The sequence below is a fragment of the Flavobacterium sp. PLA-DH12 genome (assembly GCF_059511845.1).
On record NZ_JCAMPD010000009.1, the window covers coordinates 129,679 to 143,302 of the forward strand.

A 13,624-nucleotide genomic window follows, 5' to 3' on the forward strand; every position below is an offset into this window, starting at 1 on the left:
TTGTGGTTTGCGGTTAGTTAGTCTGATTAAAAAAGGGCTATCTGGAGATAGCCCTTTTTGTATAACACATTAAAAACTAGTCTAATGTTATTTTTTTCGCACCATTGTCAATAGTTAAAACTCTTGGTCCAGTTGGTCCAGTATATTTAAAGTTACTGTCACCGTCACCCGCGTTTACTAATTCGTCATCAATAGTATAACCTAATCCAGAGTAGTAAGTATAGTTGTGGCTTGCATCCCAGTTACCATTACTTGTAAAGTTATTTCCTAAGAATTCTCTAAACGCTTCTCCGCTTTTAAGAACAACTGTTACTTGATAAACATCTGTTTTACCAACTACTAATGGGAATTCAGTTTCAGCATCACCATCCCAAGACCATCCTCCTGGAGTAGCAGCACCAACTAACCAGTGAGAAGTTGCTAATGGTGTGTGATAAGGAGTTGCTTTAAAAGTATAGAAATTAGAATATTGCGCTTCTGCTCCAGTACCAACTGTAGCTTTGATACGAATATCAACATTGTTTTCTTCTTTCTCAATAAAACCTCCATTAACCAAAGCAGAGTTTAATTCTGCAACAGTTAAAGCTTTATAACGCGCTGTAGTAGTAGTAACAGTGACTGGTGTCGCAAATTTTGTTCCCGCTTTTGCAATCTCGATAGTATAATTGATAACCGTTGCTGTACCATCATACTTTGCATAATCCCAAATTACTGTTGTAGCAATCTCATTTTCATTTTCTTTTGTAAGAACAATGTTGAAATCATTTTGAGGGCTAAGCAAAACTGGTGCTGATTCTGGTGCAATTACTGGTCTTTCTTCTACATCGTCTGCATTACATGACACCGCTAATACACCAATAAATGCGATTAAAATTTTATATATATTTTTCATTTTGTCTATTTTTTTATAAAGGTTAGTTAGTATCCTGGATTTTGTTTTAAAGTTGGGTTAGCTTGAATAGCTCGTGACGGAATAGGCATCAAATCTCTGAATGAGTCTGTACCACTACCATTTTTAACGCCACCTTTCCATTGCCAGATTTTAGACGATCCTGTGAATTTACCAAAACGAATCAAATCTGTTCTTCTATGACACTCCCAAAATAATTCGCGAGCTCTCTCGTCTAAAATAAAATCCAAAGTTAAATCTGTAGTCGTAATAATACCTGCACTAGCTCTTAATCTAATTTTATTTACATATTCTAATGCTAATGCAATATTACCTGTAGATGCTCCTCTAAGAGTTGCTTCAGCATACATTAAATACACATCCGACAATCTAAACATAGGGAAATCTGTATCAGGAATATTATTTCTTTGTGCTGCAGATCCATCAGAATTTATGTTTGAATATTTTGTAACTGCATAACCATTTGTAAACACTCCATAATCGGTAACATCTAAAGTTTGTCCATTGGTATAAAAAGTTCCTCTTTTATCCAAAGCTGCATTTACATCAGGGAATAGTCGAACAAATTCAGGTCTTGTTCTAATACCAGACCAGCCTCCGTCCATACCTTGATCAGCTGCCACCATGCTTCCTCCAATAGATGCGTGAAGAATAAAACTCATTCCTCCTCCTGTTGCTCTAATAGCATTACCATCTCCAACAACTGGGAAGATAACTTCATTTTGAGCTCCATTTCTATCATTATCCGCAGCAAACAAATAGTTATATGGTACATTTGCAAAAGCGTACGAAGAACCTGTTATAATTTCATTACAAACTGTAGCAGCTTCACTATATCTTTCTGTTCCAATATAAACTTTAGCATTTAAATAAATTTGTGCTAACAAAAATTTAGCTGCAGTTTTATCAACTCTTCCATATTCATTTGCTTTAGAAGGCGATAAAGTATTATCGATATCCTTCAATTCAGATTCTATAAAAGCAAAAACTTCTGCTCTGGTTTTTTGTTCTGGGTAGAAGAAACCAACAGGGTCTTTTTCAGTAGTAATTGGCACATTCCCGAACAAATCCATTAAATTATAATACGAAAATGCTCTTAAAAAACGAACTTCTGCTCTAAATCTCTCAACTTCTGCTTTTGTTGCTGTATCAACACCACGCTCAGTTAATTTTTCATCTGTCGTTTGTCTCAAGAACTCATTAGCAACGCTAATTTCATAAAATGCTCTTGAGAAAATCCCGTATAAAAACTGGTTACTTGGACTCCATTTTTGTCCATTTATCGCTGGCAAACCATCATCAGACCAAGCAACAATAGCTTCATCAGTAGGAAACTCCTGAGTAACAAAAAGCAAACGCAAATAACTGCTAAAATCACCCCCAAGACCTGAAATATCAGGTTGCCCGTCACCATCATTTCCTCCTACATACAAACCTGCATATAATTTTGCCAATACTTGCTTGTAAGATGCAGGATCTTTAAAAAAGTCATCCGAAAGAAACTCATCATCATCTGTTGGCTTCACATCTAAATCGTTCGTACACGAAGTAAGCGTCATATTTAATCCTAAAATTAATAGGAAAAAATAAGATATATATTTAAATGATATTTTCATTTTATTGATTTTTAAAATTTTATTTTTCAATGTACTATTAGAAATTTGCATTTACTCCAAACAAGAATGTTCTAGCTCTTGGGTAAACGTTATTGTCTATTCCGTTGAATTTTTCAGGATCCAAGCCATTGTATTTTGTAAGAACAAAAACATTTTGAACTCCCGCTGTAAATCTTAGTGACGCTGCTTTTAATAACGTTTTATTAAAAGTATATCCTAATACAATGTTATCCAACTTAATGAAAGAAGCGTCTTTTATAAAGTAATTTGAATAATTACGCTGTGTTCCATTAGAGTTACTTTCAGTAGTAAAGCCAGTATTAAAGTAATCTGTAGTTATGTTAGCTAAATCAGATTGTCTTCTTAATCCTGCTTCTAAATATCCTTTATCAGAGCTTACGTTATCGAAAATATAATTTCCTAAACTAGCTCTCCAGTTCATTGAAAAATCGAAATTTTTGTAATTCAAAGTAGAGTACAATCCAAAAGTATAATCTGCTGTTGGCTTGTGAAATTTGTAACGGTCAGCATCTGTAATAACTCCGTCACCATTTCTATCTGCATAAGCACCTTGAATTGGTCTTTTTTTTGCATCATATAATTGCTCAAATACAAAGAATGAATTTGGCGCATATCCTTCTGAATGTATTAAAATTTGGTTTCCAGTTCCTCCAGCAATATTATCTCCTGTCAAATATCCTTGGAATCCAGGAATTGTATTTCCTAAATCAGAGATTTTCTGGTCAATGTAAGTTGCATTAACTGCAACATTCCATGTTAATTTATCATTTTTAATAATATCAGACTGAAGGCTGAATTCCACCCCTTTTGTTCTTACACTACCAATGTTACTATAACCTTGATTTCTAATATTTGCTCCATCTGGCACAGGAATATTTGCTAATAAATCGCTTGATTTTTTATCAAAATAGTTAACCGAACCAGTCAATCTTTCATTAAAAAATCCAAAATCAACTCCTAAGTTCATCTCAGCAAGATCTTCCCATTTTATATCTTCATTATATCCTTCAGGTCTCGCAGCTCTGTAAATAACTCCGTTAAAAACGTATTGCGTATTAAGTGTCCCTAAAGTCACACGACGTAAGTAATCGTATGCAGGCGGAATATCTTGTTGTCCTGTAGTACCATAACCTACTCTTAATTTCAAACTAGACAAAGTCTCATTATCTTTTAAGAAAGCTTCTTCTGCAACGTTCCATGCAAAAGCTCCTCCCGCAAAATTACCCCATCTGTTTTCTTTAGAAAAACGAGAAGTTCCGTCTCTTCTGTAGTTTACAGTTAATAAATATCTACTGTCGTATCCTAAATTCAAACGTCCAAAATACGATTGCAAGTTAACGTCTGGATCTGTAGTAACATCTGCCGGCGGATTTGGCTGTTTAATATCTCCTGAATTAAATCCTTCACGCTGGAACAACTGATAGTTGTATCCTGCAGTAGCATCAATTTTAAACTTTCCTAAATCTTTAGTATAATTAAAGTAAGTATTTAAGTTTTTGTTCTGACGGTGATCTGTATAATGCGTATATCCTCCTAAATTAGTCCAGTTCCCTTTATCAAATGTTGTAGGCTGATATCCTAAAATACTCTCAGTACTTATAGCATTATAACCATCACTATCAAATGCATCGATACCTGCTTCTGCAACGATTCTCAAATCTTCAAAGAAATGGAATTTATAATCTAATCTAATATTACCCCATTTTCTTGTAGAAGTTGCTCTTCTGTCTTCTTGATTTAATCTTGCCACAGGGTTTCTTGCTGGCAATAATGGTACATTTCCATTTGGCTCAAGCCATTCAAAGTATCCTCCATAACGAGAACCTGCCTGATAAACTGGCTGTGTTGGATCGAATATGATTGCACTACTAATTACCGCTCCTTCATTTTGAAATTGATTTTTTCCAAAAGCTAAATTTCCAGTAATGTCAATTTTTAAGTGATTGTCAAAAAGAACTGGATTCAACGATAACGATGTCGTAGTTCTTTCAAAAGAAGTGTTTCTTAATATTCCAGGATTATCAACATTCCCAACAGATAAACGTGCTGGTAATTTATTGAATAAAGAACCACTTACAGAAATATTATTGTTTGTTGTTAAAGCAGTATGGAAAATTTCATCTTGCCAATCAGTATTTGCTGTACCTAATAAAGCCTTTTGAGCCGCAGTACCTTTTTCATTTACTAAAGCACGATATTGATCTGCACTTAATACGTCAACAGTATTAGCAACAGTATTAATACCAACCTGAGAGCTAAAGTTAACTTTTACACCGCTTTTTGTACCTTTTTTAGTTGTAATAACAATTACACCATTTGCAGCACGAGAACCATAAATTGCAGCTGCAGAAGCATCTTTAAGAACAGTAAAAGATTCAATGTCATTAGGATCAATTGTAGACAAAATACTAGTTGCACCATCAGGAACTGAATTACTCATTGGAAGTCCGTCAATAACAATTAATGGTTCATTAGAAGCACTTAAAGAAGATCCTCCACGAATTCTAATATCCGCCTTTGCTCCAGGAGCACCGCCTCCAACAACATTTACACCAGCAATACGTCCGCTGATTAATGTCTCAGGAGTTACGTTAATTCCTTTATTAAAGTCTTTTGCAGCAATTTGAGAAACAGATCCTGTTGCGTCTTTTTTCTTCACAGTACCGTAACCAACTTGCACCACAACTTCTTTAAGCTGATTGGTGTCTTCTTCTAAAGTAACGTTAAGTGTTTTTTGACCGGTGTACTCAATTGTTTCTGTTTTGTAGCCAATAAAAGAAACAACAATCTTGTTACCATTTTTAACATTTGATAGCTGGTAATTTCCATCAAATCCAGTTGATGCACCGTTTGGAGCACCTTGTACATTTACATTTACTCCTGGTATTGGCTGCCCTGTTGTTTTATCAACGACAGTTCCTTTTAAAGTGTTCTGAGCCAACACTGTAAAAGGCAACAATAGGAATAAAAATAACAACTTTTTGTAAATTGTTTTCATACTTTTTGTTTAAATTAGTTTTGAGTTTTTGAACGTTAGTTAAGTTTTTAATTTTACTTCGAATTTCAAAATTATGAATTTATTAACATGCTCGACAGCAGGCACTTTTTATTGCTTTACGAAAACGTGGTAGTGTTGAAAACTTTCTATTTTTTGTAATCTTTCAGTGTTAAAATTGCAAATACCAAAAATATTATACACCTTTATTATTAATTAGATTTTTTTCGATTAACTACATGAAACGTAAAATAACCCTCAAACAGATTGCAAAGGAACTTGACGTATCGATTTCAACTGTCTCAAAATCACTCAGAAACAGTCTCGAAATTGGAGAAGAAACACGCCTAAAAGTGCAGGCTTTTGCAAAGTTTTACAACTACAAACCCAACAATATTGCCCTTAGTTTAAAAAACCGAAAAACGAAGAGTATAGGCATCATTATTCCAGAAATTGTACACTATTTTTTCTCTACTGTCATCAACGGAGTAGAACAAGTTGCAAACGAATACGGATACAGTGTAGTAATCTGTGTGTCAGACGATTCTTTCGATAAAGAGGTATTAAATATGGAAATGTTAGCCAACGGGAGCATCGATGGTTTTATCATGTCGCTTTCTAAAGAAACACAGTTTAAAGGTGACTTCCATCATATAACCGAAGTAATCAACCAAGGAATGCCTGTAGTTATGTTTGATCGCGTAACTAATGATATTCTTTGCGATAAAGTAATTATAGATGATAAAGCAGCAGCTTATGAAGCGGTTCAGAGCTTAATTGATAACGGCCGCAAAAAAATCGCCTTGGTAACTACAGTAGATTATGTTAGTGTCGGAAAACTGAGAACCGATGGCTATGAAAAAGCTTTATTAGATAACGGATTACCATTTAATGAAGATTTAATCATAAAAATTGAAGATGTAGATACTTGCGAAATAACTATTTCTGAGCTTCTACACGCCAGAGCTTTCGATGCTGTTTTTGCTGTAAATGAGCTTTTTGCAGTTACAATTATTAAAACAGCAAACAAAATGGGATTAAAAGTACCCGAAGATTTAGCTGTTATTGCATTTACTGACGGAATTATTTCTAAATATTCTACTCCAACCATTACAACAGTAAGCCAAAGCGGTGAAAAAATGGGCAATAAAGCAGCCAAAATGCTTATTGAAAGACTGGAAGCAGAAGAAGATGATGACGAAGAACATACTGAAAATTACACCACAGAAGTTATCGAAACCCATCTAATAGAACGAGAATCTACTGACTAATTTTCTTAAAATCAATACTTTCTAAAGCCATAAAAAATATTTATGGCTTTTTTATTAGCATATATAAAAAAATAATTTATAATTTTACGCCCGTCAAGGCTTTTACTTTTACTTCGAAAAAACAGTAAGTTTTGATAAGCAAAGCGCTTATCGTATAATTTTTTACAAATTACGATAATGGAAAAGCGTAAATTAAGTTTCTGGGAAATCTGGAATATGAGTTTCGGTTTCTTAGGAATCCAAATGGGGTTTGCACTTCAAAATGCAAATGCCAGCAGAATTCTTCAAATCTTTGGTGCCGACGTACATGAACTTTCTTGGTTCTGGATTATTGCTCCTCTTATGGGATTAATAGTACAGCCAATAATTGGTCATTACAGCGACAAAACTTGGGGAAAATTCGGCAGACGAAAACCTTTCTTTTTAGTGGGAGCCGTTCTAGCTTCTGTGGGATTAATTTTAATGCCACAAGCTAACATTTTCATTTCTGTATTACCCGCTTTATGGGTTGGAGCAGGAATGCTAATGATTATGGATGCCTCTTTCAACATTGCTATGGAACCATTCAGAGCGCTTGTTGGAGATAATTTAAGAACAGATCAGCGTACTGCTGGATTTAGCATTCAAACTTCTTTAATTGGTTTTGGAGCCGTAATTGGTTCTGCATTGCCATACATTTTAACCAAGTATTTTGGTGTGCCAAATAGCACAGTTCCAGGAAGTGTACCGTTAAATCTAACCTTGTCATTCATCATTGGTGCGGCGGTTTTAATCGGTTCCATCTTAGTAACTTTATTTACAACCAAAGAATATTCTCCAGAAGAATTGGCAAAATTTGAAGATCCGCAAAATGACGCAATTTCTGATTCAGAAGAAAAATCAAAAATCACAGACATCTTTACCGATTTTGCAAAAATGCCAACTACCATGCGTCAACTTAGCTGGGTGCAGTTTTTCTCTTGGTTTGGATTATTCGGAATGTGGGTTTTTACAACTCCTGCGATTGCGCACCACATTTACGGTCTGCCATTAGAAGACACTTCTAGCCAACAATATCAAGATGCCGGAGACTGGGTCGGAATTCTATTTGGTGTTTACAACTTAGTTTCTGCTATTGTTGCATTGTTTTTCCTTCCGTACATCGCTAAAAAAATTGGCCGAAAAGCAACACACTCCCTTTCGCTAATAATTGGAGGAATAGGTTTAATATCTATTTATTTCATGCCAAACGAAGACTGGGTAGTATTGCCAATGATCTTAATAGGAGTTGCTTGGGCGAGTATCCTAGCAATGCCATACGCTATTCTTGCAGGTTCAATTACACCTAAAAAAATGGGGGTTTACATGGGAATATTCAACTTCTTTGTTGTTATTCCACAAATTGTAAATGCTCTAATCGGTGGTCCAATTGTAAAATACCTTTACAATGGAGACGCAATTTATGCCTTAGTTACAAGCGGAGTTAGTTTTCTAATTGCTGCTGCTTTAGTTTCTAAAGTAAAAGATGTAGACGACTTTACTCAAAAATCATAATAAAGAATTTTCCATACAATGAGCAAAAAAGCATTCATATTCGATCTTGACGGAGTGATCGTTGATACCGCTAAATACCACTTTTTGGCTTGGCAAAAAATTGCCAAATCGTTAAATATCAATTTTACACATGAAGACAACGAACTTCTAAAAGGTGTTAGTCGCGTTCGCTCGCTAGACATTATACTTGGGTTAGGAAATGTTCAGGCTACTCAAGAACAAAAAGACAAATGGTTAATTCAAAAAAACGAAGATTATTTATCTTATTTAGTTGACATGGATGAAAGTGAGGTTCTTCCAGGAGTTTTAAAAATTCTAAAACTATTAAAAGATAAAAACCAAGGAATTGCATTAGGTTCTGCCAGTAAAAATGCAAGACCAATTTTAGAAAAAACAGGGGTTCTGTCTTACTTCGATGCTATTGTTGACGGAAACGATGTCAGTAATGCAAAACCAGATCCTGAAGTATTCTTAAAAGCGGCTCAATTATTAAACATTGATCCAAAAAATTCAATTGTATTTGAAGATTCTGTTGCCGGAATTCAGGCAGCAAACATCGCAGAAATGGTAAGTGTGGGAATTGGTGAGGAAACAATTTTACATGAAGCTGAACACATTTTTAAAGATTTTACCCAAATCGAAACAAGCTTTATTGAGAAATTAATTGGTTAATTAGAAAATGTGTCAATGAGATAATTAATCTCACCGACAAATTTTCTAATGCTGCAATTACTCAAATGAATGTAAAAAGTTATTAAAAACCAAGGCAATTATCTAATTATCAAATTGCCGAATTATCTAATTAAAAAGAGATGAACCAAGATTATATAAAACCAGACAATTGGTCAATTATAGAAGAAGGATTTGATGCGGAGAGAGTAAAATCTTCTGAAAGTCTTTTTAGTATCGGGAACGGCGCTATGGGACAACGCGCCAATTTTGAAGAAACGTATTCAGCAGAAACTTTTCAAGGAAGTTATATTGCTGGAATTTATTATCCAGACAAAACAAAAGTGGGCTGGTGGAAAAACGGTTATCCGAAATATTTTGCCAAAGTACTTAATGCTCCAAACTGGATTGGAATTGACATTGAAATCAACGAAGAAAACCTCGATTTAAATACGTGTACCGAAGTTAGAAACTTCCGCAGAGAACTGAATATGAAAGAAGGTTGGTACAATCGTTCTTTTGAAGCCGTTCTTAAAAACGGAACTGAAATCGCTGTAAATGTTCGTCGTTTTCTTTCGTTAGATTTAGACGAAGCCGGAATCATTAAATACGACATTACACCTTTAAATAAAGATGCAAAAATCGTTTACAAACCCTACGTTGACGCTGGTGTAACCAATGAAGATGCCAACTGGGAAGAAAAATTCTGGGAACCACTTGAAGTTAAAAAAGGAACAAACGAAGCTTTTGTAACGGCTCAAACGTTTAAAACGCATTTTAAAGTTACGACTTTTATGCACAATACGATTTTGGCAAACGGAGAAAATATCAACGTTTCGCCATCAACAATCGATTCAACTGTAGATAAAGTTCAGTATACTTACGGAACTATTATTGCAAAAGGGCAAACCTCATCAATTCAAAAAATTGGTGGATATACGGTTTCTTTAAATCACGAAAATACTTTGGCTGGAGCCGAAAAAGTAATCAAATCGGCTGTTGCTTTAGGATATGACGCACTTCTTCAAAACCAAATTGAAGCTTGGGCAAAAATCTGGGAAATGTCAGATATTACTATTGAAGGCGATGTAAAAGCACAACAAGGAATTCGTTTCAACATCTTCCAATTAAATCAAACGTATTCTGGAAAAGACAGCCGATTAAACATTGGCCCAAAAGGCTTTACCGGAGAAAAATACGGCGGATCAACTTATTGGGACACTGAGGCGTATTGTATTCCGTTTTACATGGCGACAAAAGATCAGCAAGTTGCGAGAAACTTATTGACGTACCGTTACAACCAATTAGACAAAGCGATTGAAAATGCTAAAGATAATTTAGGTTTCAAAAACGGTGCTGCTCTTTATCCAATGGTGACCATGAACGGTGAAGAATGCCACAACGAATGGGAAATCACGCACGAAGAGATCCACAGAAATGGTGCGATTGCTTTTGCGATTTACAACTACAACCGTTACACGGGCGATTACTCTTATATTCCAGAAAAAGGATTAGAAGTTTTAATCGGAATTGCACGTTTCTGGCACCAAAGAGCTTCTTTCTCAAAAGATAAAAATCAATATGTGATTTTGGGAGTTACAGGTCCAAACGAATACGAAAACAACATCAACAATAATTTCTACACCAATTATATTGCAAAATGGTGTATTGATTTTGCTGCAGAACAAATTGAAAAAGTAGCTTCAGAATATCCTGCAGATCACAAACGCGTTCTTGAAAAAGTGAATCTTTCTTCTGAAGAAATCAAAGAATGGAAAAAAGTGGCTGATGATATGTATTTCCCAATTTCAAAAGAACTTGGAATTTATTTACAGCAAGACGGTTTCTTAGACAAAGATTTAGTTCCGGTAAAAGATTTAGACAAATCACAGCGCCCAATTAACCAAAAATGGTCTTGGGATCGCGTTTTACGTTCGCCATACATTAAACAAGCTGACGTTTTACAAGGTTTTTATTTCTTCGAAGATCATTTTTCGAAAGAAGAATTAAAACGCAATTTCGAATTTTATGAATCATTTACGGTTCACGAAAGTTCGCTTTCGCCTTGCGTGCACTCGATTCAAGCTGCAGCTTTAGATAAAATGGACATGGCTTATACTTTCTATTTAAGAACTTCTCGTTTGGATTTGGACGATTATAATAAAGAAGTGGAAGAAGGCTGTCATATCACGTCAATGGCCGGTACATGGATGAGTATCGTGGAAGGCTTTGGAGGAATGCGTGTTAAAAATGACGAATTGCATTTCTCTCCAAAAATCCCAAAAGAATGGAACGGTTACTCTTTTAAAATTAATTTCAGAAACCAAATTTTAAAAGTAACTGTAAATCATAACGAAACAACTTTTACGGTAGACGGCGATCAAGATTTAACAATTATTGTGAACGGAAACCCCGTCGTTGCTGGTAAATTTGCACAAATAAAATAAATTACAATACATCTAAAAAACTAAAAAAACATGAAAAACTTATTTTTCGCAAGTTTAATTTTGTTCGCGTTTAGCACCGTAGCAAAAGCGCAGCAGTTAAAATCACCCGAAGGCAAGTTCGTAATGGAATTTTCTCTTCAAAATGACGGAACTCCAACGTACAATTTAAAATACAAAAACAAAGAAGTTGTAAAAACCAGTAAACTTGGTCTTGAACTTAAAGATGATAAAAAATCTTTGTTGAATGACTTTACAGTTGTTGATACTAAAACTTCAACTTTTGATGAGACTTGGAAACCAGTTTGGGGAGAAGTAGATCACATCAGAAATCATTATAATGAATTGGCTGTGACTTTAAATCAAAAAGGAACAGACAGACAAATCATTATCCGTTTCCGTTTATTCGACGACGGTTTAGGATTCAGATATGAGTTTCCAGCGCAAAAGAATCTTACTTACTTTGTAATCAAAGAAGAAAGATCTCAATTTGCGATGACTGGAGATCATACGGCTTTCTGGATTCCTGGAGATTACGATACTCAGGAATACGATTATACAAAATCAAAATTATCTGAAATTAGAGGTTTATCTCAAAAAGCGTATACAGCAAACGTTTCGCAAAGATCTTTTTCGCCAACAGGAGTTCAAACTTCTTTGATGTTAAAAACTGCTGACGGAATCTACATCAACTTACACGAAGCGGCTTTGATAGACTATTCTTGTATGCACTTGAATTTAGATGATAAAAACTTAGTTTTCGAATCTTGGTTAACGCCAGATGCAAAAGGAGATAAAGGTCACATGCAAGCGCCAAATCACTCTCCTTGGAGAACGATTATCGTGAGCGATGATGCTAGAGAAATCTTAGCTTCAAAAATGACTTATAACTTAAACGATCCTTCAAAAATTGAAAATACTTCTTGGATTAAACCAGTAAAATATGTTGGCGTTTGGTGGGAAATGATTACAGGAAAAAGCTCTTGGTCATACACAAACGATTTTCCAACAGTTCAGTTAGGAGTTTCTGATTTCTCAAAAGCAAAACCAAACGGAACGCACGGAGCAAACAATGCGAACGTAAAAAAATACATTGACTTCGCTGCTGCAAATGGTTTTGATGCCGTTTTAGTTGAAGGATGGAATGAAGGCTGGGAAGACTGGTTTGGACATTCTAAAGATTATGTTTTTGACTTCTTAACGCCTTACCCAGATTTTGATGTGAAAGGTCTTCACGAATACGCAAAATCTAAAGGTGTAAAAATCATCATGCACCACGAAACTTCAGGATCTGTTCGTAACTACGAGCGTCACATGGATGCAGCTTACAAATTCATGAACGATAACGGATACGATGCTGTAAAAAGCGGTTACGTAGGTGATATTTTGCCAAGAGGTGAAAATCATTACAGCCAATGGATTGTAAACCACTATCAATATGCTATCGAAAAAGCAGCTGATTATAAAATTATGGTAAACGCTCACGAAGCGGTTCGTCCAACAGGAATTGCAAGAACGTATCCAAACTTAATTGGAAACGAAGCAGCAAGAGGAACAGAATACCAAGCTTTTGGTGGTTCTAAACCAAATCACGTAACGGTATTGCCATTTACACGTTTAATCGGTGGTCCAATGGATTACACTCCTGGAATCTTCGAAATGGATATCAGCAAAATGAATCCTGAGAACAAATCTCATGTAAACAGTACAATCTGTAACCAATTGGCATTATATGTTACTATGTACAGCCCGTTGCAAATGGCTGCTGATACTCCAGAAAACTACAATCGTTTTCCAGATGCATTTCAATTCATTAAAGATGTAGCTGTAGATTGGTCAGAAAGTAAATATATTGAAGCTGAGCCAGGAGATTTTATCACTGTTGCTCGTAAAGCAAAAGGAACAAACAACTGGTTTGTTGGAAATGTAAACGGAGAAACGTCGCGTACATCAAACATCGATTTCAGCTTCCTTGAAAAAGGAAAAAAATACACAGCTACAATTTATGCTGATGCAAAAGATGCACATTACAAAACTAATCCGCAAGCTTATACAATCAAGAAAATTGCTGTAACTAATAAATCAAAATTATCTCAGTTTTCTGCTCCTGGAGGAGGTTATGCGATAAGCGTTATTGAAACAAAATAATTTTAATTAATCATATA

General features: G+C 35.1%; 8 protein-coding genes. 5 read left to right on the forward strand and 3 right to left on the reverse strand.

Annotation, left to right across the window (positions count from 1 at the left end):
• Positions 1-76: 76 nt before the first annotated feature.
• From AC5ZCW_RS17535 to AC5ZCW_RS17545, 3 genes are read right to left on the reverse strand one after another with little or no spacing between them, the layout of a single operon-like run.
• Entirely contained in the window at positions 77-892 is an 816-nt protein-coding gene (locus tag AC5ZCW_RS17535; RefSeq protein ID WP_343545118.1) for a SusE domain-containing protein, read from the reverse strand.
• 26 nt (positions 893-918) lie between these two features.
• Positions 919-2,526: a RagB/SusD family nutrient uptake outer membrane protein gene (locus AC5ZCW_RS17540; RefSeq protein ID WP_343545119.1), complete on the reverse strand. Its 1,608-nt coding sequence runs from the start codon at positions 2,524-2,526 to the stop codon at positions 919-921.
• Between the two features lie 37 nt (positions 2,527-2,563).
• The gene (locus AC5ZCW_RS17545) at positions 2,564-5,545 is read right to left on the reverse strand and encodes a SusC/RagA family TonB-linked outer membrane protein (RefSeq protein ID WP_496121006.1); all 2,982 of its coding nucleotides are present in this window, start codon (positions 5,543-5,545) and stop codon (positions 2,564-2,566) included.
• A gap of 236 nt (positions 5,546-5,781) precedes the next feature.
• Here AC5ZCW_RS17545 and AC5ZCW_RS17550 point away from each other — a divergent pair, with 236 nt between their 5' ends.
• The 5 genes from AC5ZCW_RS17550 (at position 5,782) to AC5ZCW_RS17570 (ending at position 13,607) form a co-directional block, all read left to right on the forward strand.
• Positions 5,782-6,813, forward strand: a complete 1,032-nt coding sequence (locus AC5ZCW_RS17550) for a LacI family DNA-binding transcriptional regulator (RefSeq protein WP_281634647.1) — start codon at positions 5,782-5,784, stop codon at positions 6,811-6,813.
• Positions 6,814-6,990: 177 nt separating this feature from the next.
• Entirely contained in the window at positions 6,991-8,346 is a 1,356-nt protein-coding gene (locus AC5ZCW_RS17555; RefSeq protein WP_281634646.1) for an MFS transporter, read from the forward strand.
• An 18-nt stretch (positions 8,347-8,364) separates the two neighbouring features.
• Positions 8,365-9,018 carry a beta-phosphoglucomutase gene (gene pgmB, locus AC5ZCW_RS17560; RefSeq protein WP_343545121.1) on the forward strand — a complete coding sequence of 218 codons (654 nt, stop codon included), beginning with the start codon at positions 8,365-8,367 and terminating at the stop codon, positions 9,016-9,018.
• Between the two features lie 140 nt (positions 9,019-9,158).
• Positions 9,159-11,462, forward strand: a complete 2,304-nt coding sequence (locus AC5ZCW_RS17565; RefSeq protein WP_496121008.1) for a glycoside hydrolase family 65 protein — start codon at positions 9,159-9,161, stop codon at positions 11,460-11,462.
• Positions 11,463-11,492: 30 nt separating this feature from the next.
• Positions 11,493-13,607 carry a glycoside hydrolase family 97 protein gene (locus AC5ZCW_RS17570; RefSeq protein ID WP_496121009.1) on the forward strand — a complete coding sequence of 705 codons (2,115 nt, stop codon included), beginning with the start codon at positions 11,493-11,495 and terminating at the stop codon, positions 13,605-13,607.
• The last annotated feature ends 17 nt before the right edge of the window (positions 13,608-13,624 follow it).